17 protein-coding genes and 1 pseudogene are annotated in these 18,183 nt (G+C 41.2%); 13 read left to right on the top strand and 5 right to left on the bottom strand.

The window, feature by feature from the left end; all coding sequences use genetic code 11:
* Positions 1 to 11 precede the first annotated feature (11 nt).
* From AC6CIB_RS03690 to AC6CIB_RS03635, 12 genes are all read left to right on the top strand, one after another.
* Positions 12 to 944 (top strand): ABC transporter permease, encoded by a 933-nt coding sequence (locus AC6CIB_RS03690; protein WP_498278083.1) that lies wholly within the window; start codon positions 12 to 14, stop codon positions 942 to 944.
* Entirely contained in the window at positions 944 to 1,897 is a 954-nt protein-coding gene (locus AC6CIB_RS03685; RefSeq protein WP_498278082.1) for an ABC transporter permease, read from the top strand. Before AC6CIB_RS03690 ends, AC6CIB_RS03685 begins: the two co-directional genes overlap by 1 nt.
* A gap of 5 nt (positions 1,898 to 1,902) precedes the next feature.
* The gene (locus AC6CIB_RS03680; protein ID WP_498278081.1) at positions 1,903 to 2,916 is read left to right on the top strand and encodes an ABC transporter ATP-binding protein; all 1,014 of its coding nucleotides are present in this window, start codon (positions 1,903 to 1,905) and stop codon (positions 2,914 to 2,916) included.
* A 42-nt stretch (positions 2,917 to 2,958) separates the two neighbouring features.
* Positions 2,959 to 4,584: a peptide ABC transporter substrate-binding protein gene (locus AC6CIB_RS03675; RefSeq protein ID WP_498278080.1), complete on the top strand. Its 1,626-nt coding sequence runs from the start codon at positions 2,959 to 2,961 to the stop codon at positions 4,582 to 4,584.
* A gap of 90 nt (positions 4,585 to 4,674) precedes the next feature.
* Positions 4,675 to 5,613, top strand: coding sequence for a S66 peptidase family protein (locus tag AC6CIB_RS03670; protein ID WP_498278078.1), 939 nt, complete (start codon positions 4,675 to 4,677; stop codon positions 5,611 to 5,613).
* A complete protein-coding gene (locus tag AC6CIB_RS03665) occupies positions 5,610 to 6,689 on the top strand; it encodes a dipeptide epimerase (RefSeq protein WP_498278077.1) in 1,080 nt (359 codons plus the stop codon). Before AC6CIB_RS03670 ends, AC6CIB_RS03665 begins: the two co-directional genes overlap by 4 nt.
* A gap of 21 nt (positions 6,690 to 6,710) precedes the next feature.
* Positions 6,711 to 7,634, top strand: coding sequence for a C40 family peptidase (locus AC6CIB_RS03660; protein ID WP_498278075.1), 924 nt, complete (start codon positions 6,711 to 6,713; stop codon positions 7,632 to 7,634).
* Positions 7,631 to 8,635 carry an ABC transporter ATP-binding protein gene (locus tag AC6CIB_RS03655; protein WP_498278074.1) on the top strand — a complete coding sequence of 335 codons (1,005 nt, stop codon included), beginning with the start codon at positions 7,631 to 7,633 and terminating at the stop codon, positions 8,633 to 8,635. Before AC6CIB_RS03660 ends, AC6CIB_RS03655 begins: the two co-directional genes overlap by 4 nt.
* A gap of 14 nt (positions 8,636 to 8,649) precedes the next feature.
* Positions 8,650 to 9,441: a serine hydrolase gene (locus tag AC6CIB_RS03650; protein ID WP_498278072.1), complete on the top strand. Its 792-nt coding sequence runs from the start codon at positions 8,650 to 8,652 to the stop codon at positions 9,439 to 9,441.
* Positions 9,442 to 9,917: 476 nt separating this feature from the next.
* A complete protein-coding gene (locus AC6CIB_RS03645; protein WP_498278646.1) occupies positions 9,918 to 10,229 on the top strand; it encodes a metal-sensitive transcriptional regulator in 312 nt (103 codons plus the stop codon).
* A gap of 14 nt (positions 10,230 to 10,243) precedes the next feature.
* Positions 10,244 to 10,450 carry a copper chaperone CopZ gene (copZ, locus tag AC6CIB_RS03640; RefSeq protein WP_498278070.1) on the top strand — a complete coding sequence of 69 codons (207 nt, stop codon included), beginning with the start codon at positions 10,244 to 10,246 and terminating at the stop codon, positions 10,448 to 10,450.
* Positions 10,451 to 10,523: 73 nt separating this feature from the next.
* The gene (locus AC6CIB_RS03635; protein WP_498278069.1) at positions 10,524 to 12,941 is read left to right on the top strand and encodes a heavy metal translocating P-type ATPase; all 2,418 of its coding nucleotides are present in this window, start codon (positions 10,524 to 10,526) and stop codon (positions 12,939 to 12,941) included.
* A 70-nt stretch (positions 12,942 to 13,011) separates the two neighbouring features.
* Here AC6CIB_RS03635 and AC6CIB_RS03630 read toward each other — a convergent pair.
* Positions 13,012 to 13,251: pseudogene (locus tag AC6CIB_RS03630) on the bottom strand (cupin domain-containing protein); the annotation flags it as partial.
* A 134-nt stretch (positions 13,252 to 13,385) separates the two neighbouring features.
* Positions 13,386 to 13,727, bottom strand: a complete 342-nt coding sequence (locus AC6CIB_RS03625; RefSeq protein ID WP_498278068.1) for a YqzG/YhdC family protein — start codon at positions 13,725 to 13,727, stop codon at positions 13,386 to 13,388.
* Between the two features lie 269 nt (positions 13,728 to 13,996).
* Here AC6CIB_RS03625 and AC6CIB_RS03620 point away from each other — a divergent pair, with 269 nt between their 5' ends.
* A complete protein-coding gene (locus AC6CIB_RS03620) occupies positions 13,997 to 17,074 on the top strand; it encodes a GNAT family N-acetyltransferase (RefSeq protein ID WP_498278067.1) in 3,078 nt (1,025 codons plus the stop codon).
* Positions 17,075 to 17,198: 124 nt separating this feature from the next.
* Here the strand turns inward: AC6CIB_RS03620 and AC6CIB_RS03615 are convergent, their stop codons facing one another.
* The 3 genes from AC6CIB_RS03615 to AC6CIB_RS03605 all read right to left on the bottom strand — a co-directional run bounded on the left by AC6CIB_RS03615 (position 17,199) and on the right by AC6CIB_RS03605 (position 18,096).
* Positions 17,199 to 17,390, bottom strand: a complete 192-nt coding sequence (locus AC6CIB_RS03615) for a twin-arginine translocase TatA/TatE family subunit (RefSeq protein ID WP_498278065.1) — start codon at positions 17,388 to 17,390, stop codon at positions 17,199 to 17,201.
* A 55-nt stretch (positions 17,391 to 17,445) separates the two neighbouring features.
* Complete coding sequence (locus tag AC6CIB_RS03610) at positions 17,446 to 17,640, bottom strand: hypothetical protein (protein ID WP_498278064.1); 195 nt, start codon at positions 17,638 to 17,640, stop codon at positions 17,446 to 17,448.
* A 129-nt stretch (positions 17,641 to 17,769) separates the two neighbouring features.
* Positions 17,770 to 18,096, bottom strand: coding sequence for a hypothetical protein (locus tag AC6CIB_RS03605; RefSeq protein WP_498278062.1), 327 nt, complete (start codon positions 18,094 to 18,096; stop codon positions 17,770 to 17,772).
* Positions 18,097 to 18,183: the final 87 nt, after the last annotated feature.

Raw genomic sequence — 18,183 nt, 5'->3', positions numbered from 1 at the left:
GTGTGAGATCAATGGGTACATATTTGTTGAAACGGCTACTGGCCATGGTGATTACGTTATGGCTGATTGTGACATTAACATTTTTCTTAATGCACGCCATACCAGGGTCACCGTTTAATGAAGAGCGAAATACAAGTGAGATAGTACAGCAGAATTTAGAAGCTCATTATCATTTGAATGAGCCGTTGATGGTTCAATATTTTCTCTATTTAAAGTCTCTTGTTTCATTAGATTTTGGTCCATCTATTACACAACCATCACAAACCGTAAATGACTTATTAGGAAGGGGATTTCCAATTTCCTTTGAATTGGGAATGATTACTCTCGTGATTGCAGTATTATCTGGCATTATTTTAGGGGTATTGGCTGCACTCAGACATAACGGGATCATAGATTACATGGCAATGACCTTCGCCGTACTTGGGATTTCGATTCCAAACTTTGTGATGGCGACATTACTTATTCAGGAATTGGCTGTAAACAGGGGAATCTTCCCTGTAGCCACATGGACGAGCTGGCGTCACATGGTTCTCCCGACATTGGCTTTAGCGACAGGGCCAATGGCGATCATTGCCCGTCTGACTCGTTCGAGTATGTTGGAAGTATTAACCCAGGATTATATTCGAACAGCCCGTGCCAAAGGGTTGTCACCAATCAAAATTGTGTATAAGCATGCCCTGAGAAATGCTTTACTGCCGGTTGTAACCGTACTGGGTACTCTAGCAGCAGGGATCTTAACAGGAACATTCGTTATTGAACAAATCTTTGCGATTCCGGGAATGGGAAAGTATTTTGTGGAAAGCATCAATCAGCGTGATTATCCCGTCATTATGGGAACGACCGTATTTTACAGTGCATTTCTCATACTCATGCTGTTCTTAGTGGATTTAGCTTATGGGTTCCTTGATCCACGTATTAAGTTACATAAGAAGGAGGCGAAATAATGGGGGTTCCAAAACACCAAGAGCCAAATACGACTCCCGATGTGCTGGATGAATGGTTCACACCCAAGAAGAGGAATAAAGATGATGCGGAAGCCGTGGTCCGACCGAGTCTTTCCTATTGGCAGGATGCGTGGAAGCGTCTTGTGAAAAATAAGCTGGCAATGCTTGGCTTTGTTTTTTTAATCGGATTAATTGTGATGGCTGTCATTGGCCCCATTATTTCACCCCATGACGTTACGAAGCAAACACTTTCTAACCAAAACCTGCCGCCTTCCGGTGATCACTGGTTTGGTACCGACGATATGGGACGAGATGTATTTACCCGTACGTGGTACGGTGCACGCATATCTTTGTTTGTAGGCTTTATGGCAGCACTCCTTGATTTTGTCATTGGGATTGTATATGGGGGCATAGCTGGCTACAAGGGCGGTAAAACCGATAACGTTATGATGCGTATTGTTGAAATTCTATACGGATTACCTTACCTATTAGTTGTGATTTTATTAATGGTTGTGATGGGGCCTGGCCTGCTCACTATTATCGTCGCATTAACTGTGACGGGCTGGATCGGGATGGCCCGAATTGTAAGGGGACAAGTGCTCCAAATCAAAAACTATGAGTTCATTCTTGCTTCTAAAACTTTTGGTACGAAAACAGCCCGTATCATACGGAAGAATCTACTGCCTAACACGATGGGACCGATTATCGTTCAGATGACACTTACCGTACCAAGCGCTATTTTTGCGGAAGCATTCCTAAGCTTCCTAGGATTGGGGATTCAAGCACCTTATGCAAGTTGGGGAGTCATGGCTAATGATGGTTTATCTACGATTCTATCAGGCTATTGGTGGCGTTTATTCTTCCCGGCTTTATTTATTTCACTAACTATGTTCTCATTCAACGTTTTAGGTGACGGACTACAAGATGCACTTGATCCGAAGCTAAGGAGGTAATCATCATGATTCAAGTATTATCTGTACAAGATCTACACATATCATTCACAACATATGGGGGAGAAGTCAAAGCGGTTCGGGGAGTGAGCTTTGATTTACATAAAGGGGAAACGCTTGCCATTGTGGGCGAATCTGGATGCGGAAAGAGTGTAACGTCTCAAAGCATTATGAGATTGATTCCGAGTCCTCCTGGGAAGGTGACGAACGGCAGGATACTATTTAAAGGAAAAGACCTTTTACATGTAACCGAACCGCAAATGCGAAAGATTCGAGGAGCCGATATCTCGATGATCTTTCAGGATCCCATGACGGCTCTGAACCCGACCCTGACAATCGGTGAGCAAATTATAGAAGGAATTCTGCAGCATAACGATGTTTCCAAGAAACAGGCTAGACAAAAAGCGATTGAGATGCTGACACTTGTTAGTATTCCAAACCCTGAAGAACGATTAAAGCAATATCCCCATCAATTTAGTGGGGGAATGAGGCAGCGGATTGTTATTGCCATGTCACTCGTATGCGAACCAGACGTATTAATCGCCGATGAGCCAACAACAGCTCTCGATGTAACCATACAGGCGCAAATTTTGGAATTATTCAAAGAAATCCAACAGAAAACTGGGGTCTCGATTATTTTGATTACCCATGATTTGGGTGTAGTAGCTCAAGTTGCTGATCGGATTGCCGTCATGTATGCCGGTAAAATAGTAGAGGAAGGAAACAGAAGAGAGATCTTCTATCACCCTCAACATCCGTATACACAAGGGTTACTGAAATCAGTTCCAAGGCTTGATCTTGATGGGGAAGATCTGATTCCGATACCCGGTTCACCGCCTGATTTATTTTCACCACCTGTTGGTTGTCCTTTCGTTCCCCGGTGTGAAAAGGCGATGGAAGTGTGCGACCGTGTGTATCCAGCGAAAACACAGCTATCAAACGATCACCACGTTGACTGCTGGCTTCAGGATAAACGTGCCAAAAAAGCGATGCTTTCATCGATTAGCTTAACCATCCGTTAGGTTAATTGTTTGATAGATAAAAAGAATAAGAGGGGGAAGAACATGAAGAAGCTATTATCAGTTTTTTTAGTAGGTATGCTCCTGTTTGTGTTGGCGGCTTGTACAGCTACGAAGGATGCAGGCAGTGAGTCGAGCAGTGGAGACAGTAAGAAAGAAAATGCAGGAAAGGTTCTTAATTTGAATAATGGTGCTGAACCAACGTCTTTTGATCCTCCAATTGGATTCGACTCCTATTCCTGGACAGCATTAAATAATTTAATGGAGGGGATGACGCGTTTAAACGCAAATCATGAACCCGAACCGGCGATGGCAGAAAAATGGGACGTATCTGAAGACGGAAAAGTATACACATTTCACATTCGTGACAATGCGAAATGGTCTAATGGTGATGAGGTAACCGCAGGAGACTTCGTTTTTGCTTGGAAACGTCTGTTGAATCCGGAAACGGGATCACCGGCTGCATTCTTAGGTTATTTCATTGAAGGTGGAGAAGCCTTCAATACAGGTACAGGGTCAGCTGATGAAGTGAAGGTAGCAGCGAAGGACGAGAAAACATTTGAGGTCACTTTGACAAGTCCGCAAGCTTATTTCTTAAGCGTCATTGCGAATCCAGCATTCTTCCCAATCAATGAGAAGGTTGCTACTGAAAACCCTGAGTGGTTTGCAGAAGCTGATACATTCGTTGCAAATGGTCCGTTTAAATTAACGGAATGGGAGCATGACAGCCATTTTGTCATGGAGAAGAACGATCAATATTGGGATAAAGATTCAGTGAAATTGGATAAAGTTCACTGGGCAATGGTGAACGATACAAACACGGATTATCAATTATTCAAAACAGGTGAGCTTGATACAGCGGATGTTCCGGCTGATTTAAGTAAACAGTTATTCGAAGAAGGCAAAGTGAATGTAGAAGATCAAGCAGGAACCTACTTCTACCGTTTCAATTTAGAAAAAGAGCCTTTCCAAAATCAAAACATCCGTAAAGCATTTGCCATGGCGGTTGATCAACAGCAAATGGTCGACTTTGTGACAAAGAACAAAGAAAAAGCAGCATACGGCTTCGTATCAAAAGGGTTCAATGATCCTTCAGGAAAAGACTTCCGGGAAGCAAACGGAGATTTAGTGAAAACAGATATCGAAGAAGCGAAAGCCCTTCTGAAAAAAGGAATGGAAGAAGAAGGATACGATAAGCTTCCTGAAGTAACCTTAACGTACAGCACTAGCGATACACATCAGAAAATCGCTGAAGCCCTTCAACAAATGTTCAAGGAAAACTTAGAGGTAAACGTTAAATTAGCCAATATGGAATGGAACGTATTCCAGGACGAGCAAAAAGCATTAAAGTTCCAATTATCCCGAAGCTCATTCCTGGCAGACTACGCAGATCCGATCAACTTCTTAGAGAACTTCCAAACAGGCCACTCTATGAACCGGACAGGTTGGAGTAACGAAAAGTTTGACAGCTTAATCAAACAAGCCATGAATGAAGCAGATGAAACGAAGCGCTTCGAATTAATGTATGAAGCAGAGAAAGTCTTAATGGATGAAATGCCGATCATTCCAGTCCACTTCTACAACCACGTGTATTTACAAAATAAAGATGTATCCGGCATCGTTCGTCATCCAGTTGGATACATGGAATTAAAATGGGCAGACAAAAAATAGTCCTTGAACACAAAGTGAGTGGAGAAGACGCAAGGTTACTTGGAGCCTTGCGTTTCCTCCCTCTTTTTCTACGAAAGGGGTAGACAGCGTATGGTGATAAAACCGTCAAAACTCAAAAAAGGAGATACAATAGGAGTCATTGCTCCTGCAAGTCCTCCGAAACCTGAACCATTAAAAAAAGCCTTATCATTTCTTGAAGAATTAGGTTTGGACATAAAGTTGGGGAAATCTGTCCATAAGAAATATGGGTACCTGGCAGGTTATGATCAAGAACGGATAGAAGATATACATATGATGTTCAAAGACCGTGACGTTAAAGCCATCATTTGTGCCTGTGGCGGTTATGGTACAGGGCGGATCGTAACCCAATTGGATTACAACTTGATTGGGGATAATCCAAAAATCTTTTGGGGATATAGTGATATCACTTTTTTACATACAGCTATTCATCAACTAACAGGACTCGTTACGTTTCATGGTCCTATGTTAAGTTCTGATATTGGTCTTTCTGGTGTACATGCATTAACGAAGGGTTCCTTTGAACAGTTATTCCGTTCGGAAGACATCGAATATACAAACAAACTTTCCATGTTGGAAACTGTTGTAGAAGGCGCAGCAAGCGGACCTGTAGTAGGTGGAAATCTTACCTTATTAGTAAGCACATTAGGGACTCCTTTTGAAGTGGATACAAAAGGTAAAATCCTATTCATCGAGGATATCGATGAAGAACCTTATAAAGTGGACCGAATGGTGAATCAGCTAAAAATGGCGGGTAAATTCCATGACGCATCCGGAATCATCATCGGTGATTTCAAAAACTGTGTGCCGGTAAAACGTGAACGATCCCTGACTCTCGATGAAGTGATCAAAGAACATATTTCAAGTGCAGGTAAACCTGTATTAAAAGGATTTCATATCGGTCATTCTTCCCCAAGTATTGCCATACCATTAGGCAGCATGGGACGTATGAATACGTATAACCAAACATTTATCGTAGAAACTGGCATTGAGGAGGGTGAGAACACATGAAGATCCATCAACTGGAAACATTCAGAACTGCTGTCCCTTTACATACCCCTTTTAAAACTGCGTTACGCACCGTTGAAGTGGCAGAAAGCATCGTTGTGAAATTAACGTGTGATGACGGGACTGTTGGATGGGGAGAAGCGCCGCCAACAGTCGTGATTACAGGGGACAGCTTATCCAGCATTGAATGGGCCATACAACAAGTGATCAAGCCGGCCATCATAGGTAAGAGTCTCTTAAATTATGAACAGCTTTTTCAACAATTACATTCATTGCTCGTCCATAATTCAAGCGCAAAGGCTGCTGTAGATATGGCCTTATATGATTGCCTTTCTCAACATTGCAATCTTCCACTCTATCAATTTCTTGGCGGTTACCGTCATGAGCTAGAGACGGATTATACTGTGAGCGTTAATAGCCCAAAGGAAATGGGTGAGGATGCAGAAGCCTATGTGAAGCAAGGCTTTAACGTACTGAAGGTCAAAGTGGGAAAAGATGATATCGAGACGGATATTAAAAGAATTCATGAGATCCGCCAACGAATCGGGTACGATATCAAAATTCGACTGGATGCCAATCAAGGCTGGGAATCGAAAGCGGCTGTCAAAGCGATTCGTAAACTGGAAGACCTTGATCTTAATATTGAATTAGTCGAGCAGCCTGTACCTGCTCATGACATTGAAGGGCTGAAGAGAGTCACTGATGGAGTGGATACACTGATTATGGCAGATGAGAGTGTTTTTACACCATATCAAGCATTTGAGGTGTTAAAAACCCGCAGTGCAGACCTGATCAATATTAAACTCATGAAAGCCGGGGGCATTTATTATGCTCAGAAAATGAACGATCTCGCGGAGGTTTGTGGTGTCGAATGTATGGTAGGAAGCATGATTGAAACGCGCCTCGGGATTACGGCAGCAGCTCATTTTGCAGCAAGCAAGAAAAACGTGACCCGATTTGATTTCGACGCCCCTCTTATGTTGGCAACAGATATTGTAGTGGGAGGAATAGAATATAACGGTCGAATGATAACGATGCCCACCCAACCTGGATTAGGGATAGAGAGAGTACTAGTTTAAATACTACGAGGGGGAATTAATATGACGACAAAAGCGTTAGTAGCAGTACCCGTATCAACCGTATGGACATCTAAGGATTCAGCCCGTAATTTGGATACATCTGCCGTTTCCAATCCGGTGCAAATCAACGAATGGTTAGATTCCTTGACACATGAAACCCGGTTGGCTCTTTGCGATGAAAACCGTATACAATCTCAAGCTTTATTCGGCCAGGAAGTATTAGTGATGGAAGAGGAGGACGGTTGGTCTCATGTGATCATTCCAGACCAAGCTTCATCGAAAGACAATCAAGGATACCCTGGTTGGGTCCCTAGCGCTCAACTTTCACACGGGGAGTTACCTCAAACAGATACATATGCCATAGTCATTAGCAAATTTACGGATTTAATCAATGAAGAGAATAAGGCAGAATTGGAACTCAGTTTCCAAACGATTTTACCCGTTGTGAAAGAGCATGATCATGTTATTGAAGTTATGACTCCGTTAGGTACACGCTTCTTAAAACAGAAAGATGTAATCATCTCAACCACAAAGGTTAACGATCAAAAGGGTAGCGGACAAGACATCGTCAATTCTGGAAAAACATTTCTTGATCTTCCTTATTTATGGGGAGGGATGACGAGCTATGGGTTTGATTGCTCGGGCTTCAGCTATACCATGTGCAAGGCGAATGGTTATCTGATTCCCCGAGATGCAAATGACCAGGCAAAAGCCGGAAAAGAATTGGCACTGGATCAATTAGAGCCTGGTGATCTTTTATTTTTTGCATATGAAGAAGGTAAGGGGAGCATTCATCACGTTGGAATCTATCATGGTGACGGACAGATGATCCACTCTCCCAACACTGGGAAAAGCATTGAAATTCTTTCCCTGAAAGGTACCTACTACGAGAAAGAGCTATGTATTGCAAGACGCTACTGGGAGGAAACGGAGGAATCATCATGACGAATCACAAACTACTCGAAGTAAAGGGATTGAAAAAATACTTTCAGCTTGAAAAAGGTAAAACCTTAAAGGCAGTAGATCGTATTTCATTTGATATTTATAAAGGTGAGACATTCGGATTAGTAGGGGAATCGGGTTGCGGGAAGTCGACTACAGGCCGCACCATTATCGGATTGTATGACAGGACAGAAGGGGAAGTCCTGTATGACGGAAAGAACGTTCATACACTCTCTGAAAAAGAAAAGCTATCCTTTTATCGAAACATGCAGATGATTTTCCAGGATCCTTACGCTTCTCTTAACCCCCGTTCAACGGTACGTGAAATTATTGCAGAACCGATGGAAGCCCACAATTTATACCGTGATAAAAAAGAACAGATGGAACGTATTTATCAGCTGCTGGAAGATGTCGGACTGAATAGGGATCATGCTAATCGCTATCCCCATGAATTCAGTGGAGGACAGCGGCAGCGTATTGGTATAGCACGGGCTCTGGCCCTTAATCCAGACTTCATTATCGCCGATGAACCGATTTCTGCTCTGGATGTTTCCGTTCAGGCTCAAATCGTAAACTTATTGAAAAAGCTTCAAAAAGAAAAGGGTTTGACCTTTTTATTCATTGCTCATGATCTTTCCATGGTAAAGCATATTAGTAACCGCATCGGAGTGATGTACCTGGGACATATTGTTGAATTAACCGAGAGTAAGGAGCTTTACAAAAAGCCTCTTCACCCTTATACCCAAGCATTACTTTCTGCTATTCCCATTCCTGATCCCGATGTAGAGGATGAACGTGAACGAATAATCATTCAAGGAGAAATCCCCAGCCCTATCAATCCACCAAGTGGCTGTGTTTTCAGAACCCGTTGTCCTGTAGCCATGGAAGCGTGCGCTAGCCATAAACCAAAATGGAAGGAAGTAGAAGAAAAGCACTTTGTTGCTTGTCACTTGTACGACAATGAAATCACCAAGGATCATGACGAAGTAGCGGTCACAAAGTAAAGGATGAATAGTGGATGAATGAGAAATTATTAGAGGAAAGAATTTTGGACACTATTGATAAAAGTATAGGCAGGGTCAGTGTAGCCATTGACCTGCCATCATACTCCATCCAAATCAATAATGACACTCCTTATTCTGCCGCAAGTTTAATCAAGGTTCCGATCTTTCTTGAAGGCTTTCGGCAGGCCGAGCAAAGGAATATCGATTTAAATGAAACGGTAATGGTCCCTAAAGAGGATAGAGTGGGAGGGGCAGGAGTGTTGTCAACACTATCCGAAAATATTTCGTTGACAGTAGAAGACCTTCTCACACTCATGATCATTGTGTCGGATAACACCGCGACGAATCTCATAATCGACCGTCTTGGGTCAGATGCAATAAATAACCTTTGTAACTTTTTAGCATTAAAACACACTAAGCTTAGTCGGAAACTGATGGATTTCCAAGCAATCGAACAAGGCTATAATAATTTCACCTCTGCTTCTGATATCATCACCTGCTTACGTATACTAGACCAGGGACAACTGTTCAGTGAGCAAAGCCGGGAAAAAATGCTATATATATTGCATCAGCAGCAATTTGATACCAAGCTCCCGGCAAGAATGGACAGGGAAAAAGTCTTTATAGCAAACAAAACAGGGGAGCTACCTGGGGTTGAACATGATTGTGCCATTGTTCGATCTCAAGAAAAAACGGCCTACATAGCTGTATTAATTGACGAACTTGGAGAAAATGAATCTGCGCGAGACACAATTGCCAAAATCGGAAAGTTCCTATACGATTATTTAACTAAACTTAATCAGTAAAAAAACAGCATTTTCCCGGAACTCTTTACCTTTTTGTTGTCTATTTAAGTAAATTATTTCGTTCTCCCTGTAAAAACGTTCTATCCGCGCTCGCTCTTTGTGATACTCAATTACGCTATACCTGGATCTTCAATACTCTTGATTTAATACCAGATGATCAAATAAGAAAAACAGACGTTGAGCTAGAAAAAAGAGGAAGATGAAATCAACAAACATATAGAGATAAGATATAAAATGCGTGGATCCAATATGGAAACGCGCTTTTTTTGATGTAGGAAGAAAAGACAGCGGTATAAGAGACCCATTTAAGGTGTTACTCTTAGAATAAATCAATAATAAAGTATCAAATCAATTTTCTTTACATACCATAATGGGGTATAGTATATTTATAGCATGGAGGTGGGAAAATGGCCGATGAAAAGAATGAAAAATATCCTGAGATTAACCCATCCGTGATTCAAGAAGAAGAGCGTATAATGGATCATGCTGCATGCTCAGATGAAGAAGTCCGGAAAAGCCATCACTCTGATAAAGTTAAGAAAAATCTTGTAACACGATTAAATCGGATTGAAGGACAAATAAGAGGAATTAAAGGCTTGATTGAGCGCGATACGTATTGTGACGACGTCATTACGCAAATATCCGCCACCCATTCTGCCCTCAACAGCGTAGCCAAAATTCTATTAGAAGGTCATATGAAAACATGTGTTCTTGATCGAATTCACGAGGGAGACACAGAAGTATTAGATGAAGTTATGGTTACTATCCAAAAACTTATGAAAAAATAAAGGAGAGTTTTCAGATGCAAAAAGAATCATTAACAGTAGAAGGTATGTCTTGTGGGCATTGTGTTAAAGCAATTGAAAGCAGTGTCGCTAAATTAGACGGTGTGAAATCGGTGCAAGTAAGTTTGGAAGACAAGAAAGTAGAAGTCGAATTCGATGGCTCACAAGTAAAGCTTGATGACATCAAAGAAACAATCGATGATCAGGGATATGATGTCGTGTAAGAATACTGTGCTTTCTCAGCACGGTTTTCTTTTACTATAAAGTATACCCCATATAGGTATGGAGGGATTGGAAATGGCTCAGCATAAAGAAACCAATATAGATATAACAGGTATGACTTGCGCTGCTTGTGCGAATCGAATTGAAAAAGGTTTAAATAAAATGGAAGGTGTAGAAAAGGCTACGGTCAACTTCGCGATGGAGAAAGCAGCGGTAAAATACAATCCTGAAGTAGTGAAACCAATGGATCTTCAAAAAAGCATTCGGGATCTAGGTTATGACGTACAACTGGAAAAAACAGAGTTTGATATTACCGGGATGACCTGTGCTGCTTGTTCTGCAAGAATCGAGAAAGTATTGAATAAGCAAGATGGTATACAACATGCAACGGTTAATTTGGCATTAGAAAAAGCAACCATTGAGTATGCCCCTGGGACAATCACGACAGATCAAATCATTAAAAAGGTTGATTCAATTGGCTACGGTGCAACAGTGAAAAATGATGACAATCAAGAAGAACAAACCGATCATAAACTTCAAGAGATTCAGAAGCAAAAGCGTAAATTCATATGGTCTCTATTATTATCGCTGCCCCTATTGTGGTCAATGGTCAGTCATTTTGAATTTACATCGTTCATCCCATTACCGGATATCTTAATGAACCCTTGGGTGCAAATGTCTTTAGCAACTCCTGTACAGTTTATTATCGGGAAACAATTTTACGTAGGTGCTTATAAAGCATTAAAGAACAAGAGTGCCAATATGGATGTTTTGGTCGCACTTGGTACATCTGCTGCTTACTTTTACAGTGTGTTTCTTGCCTATCAGTCCATTGGATCAGGAATGCATATGGTTGAGCTATATTTTGAAACAAGTGCCATCTTAATCACACTAATTATTCTCGGGAAATTGTTTGAAGCCAAGGCAAAGGGTCGTTCTTCTGAAGCCATAAAGAAGCTTATGGGACTTCAAGCTAAAACAGCAACGGTAGAAAGAGATGGGAAGGATGTAGAAATTCCTTTAGAAGACGTTGTAACAGGAGATATTGTGTATATCAAACCAGGTGAAAAAGTTCCTGTAGATGGAGAAGTCATCGAAGGTCGTTCAGCACTTGATGAATCGATGATTACAGGAGAAAGCGTTCCAGTGGATAAAGTTATAGGTGATACATTAATCGGTGCCACAATGAATAAAAACGGATTCCTTAAAATGAAAGCTACAAAGGTAGGGAAGGATACTGCCTTGGCACAGATTATCAAAGTGGTGGAGGATGCTCAAGGTTCCAAGGCTCCTATTCAACGATTAGCGGATACAATATCAGGTATATTTGTCCCTATTGTTGTAGGAATTGCAGTCCTGACATTTCTTGTCTGGTACATTTGGGTTGAACCAGGTAATTTTGCCGAAGCACTTGAAAAACTGATTGCCGTACTTGTGATTGCCTGTCCATGTGCCCTTGGGTTAGCGACTCCGACTTCGATAATGGCAGGTTCGGGACGTGCAGCAGAATTCGGGATTCTCTTTAAAGGCGGCGAACATTTGGAATCGACCCATGGAATTACAACCGTTGTACTCGACAAAACGGGTACTGTTACAAACGGTGAGCCGGTATTAACAAATGTAAAAGTGGCAGATGGACATGTTGAAGTAGAATTTCTTGCTTTGGTTGGAGCGGTGGAACGATCTTCTGAGCATCCACTAGCTGTTTCAATTGTAAAAGGGATTAAAGAAAAAGGGATTACTTTATTAGGTAGTGAAGAATTTGATGCTATTCCAGGGTATGGTGTAAAAGCAAAAGTTGTGAATAAAGAAGTGGTCATCGGTACCACGAAACTTATGGAACAAAATGGTGTCCAGATCCATCATGTGTTAGAAACCAAACAAACCCTTGAGTCTGAAGGGAAGACGGTTATGCTCGTTGCTATAAATGGGAACTATGCCGGCCTTGTCGCTGTAGCGGACACTATAAAAGATACTTCTAAACGAGCCATTCAACGGTTAAAGGAGATGGACTTAGAAGTCATCATGATCACTGGTGACAATCAGCGGACCGCTGAAGCAATCGCAGAGGAAGCTCTCATCCAGCATGTAATTGCGGAAGTATTACCTGAAGGAAAAGCAAAGGAAGTTCAAAAACTGCAGAAGGAAGGAAAGAAAGTCGCGATGGTGGGAGATGGGATCAATGATGCCCCTGCACTTGCGATGGCGGATATCGGAATGGCGATCGGTACAGGTACAGACGTAGCCATGGAAGCTGCCGATATTACCCTTATCCGCGGTGACTTGAACAGCATTGCCGATGCTATCTTCATGAGTAAGAAAACCATTCGTAATATTAAACAAAACCTGTTCTGGGCTCTGGCCTATAACTCACTCGGCATCCCCATTGCCGCAATGGGATTCTTGGCACCATGGCTTGCTGGAGCTGCAATGGCATTTAGTTCTGTGTCCGTTGTCTTGAATGCCCTGCGATTGCAGAGAGTGAAGCTGTAAACTTAAAAAAGATCAAAGGTGACTTGACCTTTGATCTTTTTTTACTCATTCGATAAGCTTGTCTTTATCCATCCAATTCCCATGCATTCGGATGCCAGTGAGGTTCGCGTAAATGGCCCTTTGATAGATATAGATCTACTAATGCACCTCCTACCATAGCCGGCAATTGAGTCGAAGTCACTTCATATGCGATATTATCGGGATTTCTCTCAAAGAATACATTCTTTTTCGAGTCAAAGAAGAGGTTGGGTGTACCACTCGTTTTCTTAATATTAGTATTATTATAAGGCACATAACCTGATTTCCCCATTTTGGTAAATAACCATATCATTTAAACCTATAATTTTTATATGATTCATCGAGGGAATGGCTGAATGTGTATATAAACCCAAAAAGACCTCTTAGATAAGCTTATCTAAGAGGTACGGTCTATAAAAGATAGAATTATCGATCCGTTTCAGTGAATTTGATATCAATCATCTTTTCAGTATCCGTTTCAAACTGAATGTCCACAAACACACCAAATTCTTTCCCACCACGTTTTAACCATAGCTTAAACTTCTCAGTCGATACCTTTGATCCATTTTCCTTCCCGATATGAAGGTAGTCAACGATCGCTGCATCAGGATATTTCTCTTTAGTCTTTTTCACTGCCAGACTTCCCCATTTAGCATAGGAGGGAATCTCTTGTTGAGCGTGTACGGGTTTCAGGTCAACTATTGCCGTGTTGGCAATAAAAAGCAAGCATAGAACAATTGGAATATGTCGTTTCATTTTCAATACCATAACCTTCTTTTTATCTTGTAGGTTTATCTATTCTGGCTGAAATTATTCTGCTTTTTCCACTTAGCTTACCATTACTGGAGTAAATGAAATCTTTTTTCTTATTAGAATATTCTTTACATACTCGTCATAAAATCTTAAACTGTGGATGTGAAGAAAATATTACCAAAAACATAAAAGGAGGCGATGACGATGATTACGATCGTCTATTCAATTCAAAAAATGCATGAGGATAAGGTTCTATATATTAAAACCTAGTGTAGGAGGACATTATGAAGACTACTTTGGAGCAAGTGAAAATCGTAGAATATCATGAAGGTTTAGCAAAAGGAATCGCGAAAATGTGGAATGAAAGCCGTGAAAACTGGGGTGGAGATTCCGTTGTCACCACTGAACAAGACGTGAAAGATAAGGAAGCTAACTCCACAAATCTCCATCTGTTTTTGGCAATGGTGGGAGATGAAGTGGCAGGCTACTGCGGATTGTCTGAATATCGCGAGGACGAAGGTGCCCTCTACATTCCTCTTCTGAACGTGCACCCCGAGTATCAGGGCTTAAAGATCGGTAAACAACTCGTACTTAAAGCGTTAGAGAAGACTGTGGAATTAAAATGGCCGAGACTGGATTTATTTACATGGGCGGGTAATACAAAAGCCGTACCACTATACAAAAAATGCGGATTCTTCTGGGAAGAGCGCGATGACACCGTTCATCTGATGAATTTTATCCCGATGGTACTCCAAATAGACTGGCTGAAACCATTTTTTGAGAAACATGATTGGTATACAACGAGTCAGCGTTTAATTGAAATCAAACCAGATGGCCTGAAAGATCGAGATCATACTTATTATGAATACAAATGGGAAGCAGAAAATGAGTTCGTTCGTATTCAATTTGAACGGACAGGACGAGGCATTCGCTTAATTGAAACGCAGGATCTTTTAGTTGAAATGAAGCTGCCTGACTTTAAGCTCCTTGAAAAAGAAGATCACTTTGTGATGTATCATGTTGAGAATCGAAGTGAAAAACAAGTTGAACTATCTCTAACGGGATTATCATCTCCTCATGTAAAGCATGAATTCCATGAGACCGTTTTAGTGGGAAAGAACTGGATTGGAGAATTCCCTGTCAGTGTCGCTATGCCAACCAGTCAACCAAGTCCTTGGAAGACTCACCCGACTGTCGGGGTAACAGTTGAGGTGGACGGTCAATCAATCCCATTAGCACTAGGGGTGTTTCCTAAACAAGCGGGGAAGCTTCATTTAAGATCGGTAAAAAAGAATTGGAAATCCCATGGTAAAGGAATGCTCTATCTTGATTTGGTAAGCCAATTAGAAGAAGAAACTACCTGGACGATTAAACTACCTGTAAATAAGGTAGTAGAGTGGGAAACCTCAGAAGTGATGGCAAAAATTGAAGGGAAAAAGAGAGTTTCGATTCCACTTCCGATCCAACTATTGAAAAATGGCTTTTTGTCAGAAGAAGTGAATGTAGAGGTCGAAGGGAAAAATGGGGACGTGACTGCTTTTGCTACTCGGCTGTCATTGGCTCTACCAGGGTTTGGAGCAAAATTCGGTGGGGAAACAGACGAACATTGGTCAGGATTTAATGGCCCACATTATGTTGAGATTGAAAAACGAAACCATATCGTTAAAATTGGGTCTATGAGTTCAACCCAAGATCCGATCACTTTCTTCACACCTAAATTTGGAAAACCATACAGTGAAGAATTTTCGAAGAAAGAAGCATCTTCTGTAGAATATATTGAGCTTCCTGAAGCTTTCGTAATAAAAACAACACTAGAGTCGGATGCATTTTCCTCCATACTTCTGAACACCTATTTTAAGATTTACGGTGATGGCTTAGTGGAAATCAAACATGAAGTGGTGAATACCGGAGAAGAAGACAGGAAGCATCTTTCCCTGATTCAGCCTGTTTTTATAAATTTTGAAGGAATGGCTATCCCACAAAAAAATGGAGTCTTGATCGGCAGTGAGTCACTGGTTCCTTTTATGGAGTATATTAAAGATAAAGATATGGCTGAACGTTGGATTTTCACACGTTCTTCAATTGGAGATACTATCGGCCTTGCTTGGCCAGGAGAAGCTCTTGGAAGAAAAGATGATTGGCGAATGGCTCTTGAATATGAAATCGACCTGATACAATCCCAGGAAGAAACGTGTTTAGGTCCCATCCAGGTAGGGATCAATACTTCCAACCACTGGTCTAAGTGGCGGGAGTTAGTGGTGGGTGATGAAGGGGAAATGATAGAGCTGCCCCTATATGCTTTAGATAAAACAGGTGGAGATATTATTTCTTCTGTTGGTGAAAGGGAAGATTATTCATTCCGATCCATGCTTACACCTTATATTCATGGTAAATTAACCGTTCAATCTGAAAATGAAACATTCGCGAAAAAAGTGGATAAAGATGAGTCAGTAACCCGTTTGAATCTTGGACTTAAGCATTCATCACCAGGCCTAAAATGGATAGAGGGAGAATTCGATTCCAAAAGTCACTTCGGAAAAGTAGAAACTCTGCAACTTGTTAAGGGTATGAGGGAAGTGAAGGTTGGGAGGAAAGAAGATGTCTGGTCCGTAGATAATGGAGTCCTGTCGTTTAAAGCGTCATCTGCTTATTATCCTGGTATCTATTCCCTATCGATTGACGGTAAGGAAACGTTGGATCATCAATATCCAAACCCGGGTCCACGGGCGTGGTGGAATCCGTGGGGTGGAGGTATCAGATACTCTTTTCAAGCCGTTAGTTCCTATTCAATGTTGAAAGAGAAGACCGCAATCATATCTGTAACAAAATTGGATCAACACGGACATCAGTGGGCAGGGATTTGTTTGACAACAGAATTTAAGGAGCATGAAAAGATGAAGGGGATTGTTCTTCGTCAATATGCATTAACACTTCCAGAAGTGCCTGTACTAGCTGTATACGCAGAGATTCAGCAGGATTCAGGAAGAACGTATACGAAAGAATTACTGGATTTGGAGGCTTTCTTCAAGGCTGGTAAAACATTGACATCCAGTTTCGTTAAACCTCCAACACAAGGTCTGATCCATAAATACTATGCAGGCGTTGAGGAATTCGTCTTGAGAGATACACCATTTATTACAGTTGGATCGGATGATCACCCAGAAACTGTGACATTTGTTCACCCAAGCACTAGAAAACGGTCAGAAGCATACTTAAATCAAAATGTCCTTCTTATTGCATCAACAAACGAGTGGTCTGGAGCAAAGGGGAAAACCATCGTAATTGACCCAAGTATCCTACTCTACGGTGAAACTCGATCTGAACAAGCAATCAAGCCCCTCCAAAACATTCGATTCACCTAAAAACTTCGCGAACCTACCTCTGCCGTAGGTTCGCGTTTTTAAATGGGAGGGACGGACCTTTAAAAGTTAAAAATCGTTGATGAATGGGGATTGTGTTTTTATAGAGGTCCGTCCCTAAATGTATCTACATATCTTGAGTAATACTCTTCTCACCACTATGATTTTTGTCCTCGCCCTCCATCAATCCGCTGACAGCCTGTTTAAATTCTCTCAAAGACACACCGGCAGCTTTTCCGAGGTCTGGAAGTTTGTTTGGTCCAAAGAATAGGAATGTTACGAACAAGATAATCGCTATTTCACCGAAACCCAGATTCATTTTTATTTCCTCACTTTATTATAGAAGTAGTTTCAGTACGCAAGTTTGCTTTAACTTACTTTAAATCGAATATTTCAACAATTTCTTTCCACTTGATCATCATATCCCAAGAGAATCGAGGGACGAATGAGATAATGCTATTTCCGCTCAATTCTCCAGATACCAGTATCGTTCCAACAAAGATAAGTAGGAATAGAGAACAGAAGACATAACAAGCAATAGATTCCTTACGATATTCATAATTTCTCATACGAATGCACCTCAGTTTAATTTAATTTTCAATGATCAATGTTTATTTAAAATAGGCACTGCAAAAAAACTCTTAACTGCAAAGAGAAAAAAGGGTTTACGATCACACGTTTTTTATGAATGTAAGGAATCAGAGGTAATTTGAATGGGACTTAACTACTTCATGAAAGCCCATTGAGTCTGGAAAAATCTCAGTACTAAATAGACATCCAGCTATAGGGATTAATTTGAAGTGTAATGTTGAAAGAATGGAAGTTTTATTAGAAGTCATACCATCTTGTTTCTGAACCAGTGAAGGGACCACGTCGAGAATCATGTCTGCATCGGTTAAAAACACATGGTCAGAAATAGTAGACACATCATCATAACTTATGAAAATCGGGCTTTGATTCTGTTGTTGAACAGGAACTGTCCAGAACACCATGCTCAATACCATCAATAACAGCAATCTCATCACAGTCACTTCACCTCCCAAGATAATATTAAAACTAATTATAGCTTAATTTCCCCCGGTGTCTATAACAAGTGAAGAGGGACGGACCTC

It is taken from the genome of Rossellomorea sp. GQ25 (assembly GCF_059758515.1).
This window is presented reverse-complemented; position numbering and strand designations above follow the sequence as displayed.

Coding starts and splice junctions, on each gene's coding strand:
- AC6CIB_RS03655 (WP_498278074.1), top strand. CDS start 7,631: ATGACGAATCACAAACTACTCGAAGTAAAGGGATTGAAAAAATACTTT.
- AC6CIB_RS03680 (WP_498278081.1), top strand. CDS start 1,903: ATGATTCAAGTATTATCTGTACAAGATCTACACATATCATTCACAACA.
- AC6CIB_RS03635 (WP_498278069.1), top strand. CDS start 10,524: ATGGCTCAGCATAAAGAAACCAATATAGATATAACAGGTATGACTTGC.
- AC6CIB_RS03610 (WP_498278064.1), bottom strand. CDS start 17,640: ATGAGAAATTATGAATATCGTAAGGAATCTATTGCTTGTTATGTCTTC.
- AC6CIB_RS03660 (WP_498278075.1), top strand. CDS start 6,711: ATGACGACAAAAGCGTTAGTAGCAGTACCCGTATCAACCGTATGGACA.
- AC6CIB_RS03615 (WP_498278065.1), bottom strand. CDS start 17,390: ATGAATCTGGGTTTCGGTGAAATAGCGATTATCTTGTTCGTAACATTC.
- AC6CIB_RS03690 (WP_498278083.1), top strand. CDS start 12: ATGGGTACATATTTGTTGAAACGGCTACTGGCCATGGTGATTACGTTA.
- AC6CIB_RS03620 (WP_498278067.1), top strand. CDS start 13,997: ATGAAGACTACTTTGGAGCAAGTGAAAATCGTAGAATATCATGAAGGT.
- AC6CIB_RS03665 (WP_498278077.1), top strand. CDS start 5,610: ATGAAGATCCATCAACTGGAAACATTCAGAACTGCTGTCCCTTTACAT.
- copZ (WP_498278070.1), top strand. CDS start 10,244: ATGCAAAAAGAATCATTAACAGTAGAAGGTATGTCTTGTGGGCATTGT.
- AC6CIB_RS03650 (WP_498278072.1), top strand. CDS start 8,650: ATGAATGAGAAATTATTAGAGGAAAGAATTTTGGACACTATTGATAAA.
- AC6CIB_RS03645 (WP_498278646.1), top strand. CDS start 9,918: ATGGATCATGCTGCATGCTCAGATGAAGAAGTCCGGAAAAGCCATCAC.
- AC6CIB_RS03685 (WP_498278082.1), top strand. CDS start 944: ATGGGGGTTCCAAAACACCAAGAGCCAAATACGACTCCCGATGTGCTG.
- AC6CIB_RS03675 (WP_498278080.1), top strand. CDS start 2,959: ATGAAGAAGCTATTATCAGTTTTTTTAGTAGGTATGCTCCTGTTTGTG.
- AC6CIB_RS03670 (WP_498278078.1), top strand. CDS start 4,675: ATGGTGATAAAACCGTCAAAACTCAAAAAAGGAGATACAATAGGAGTC.
- AC6CIB_RS03625 (WP_498278068.1), bottom strand. CDS start 13,727: ATGGTATTGAAAATGAAACGACATATTCCAATTGTTCTATGCTTGCTT.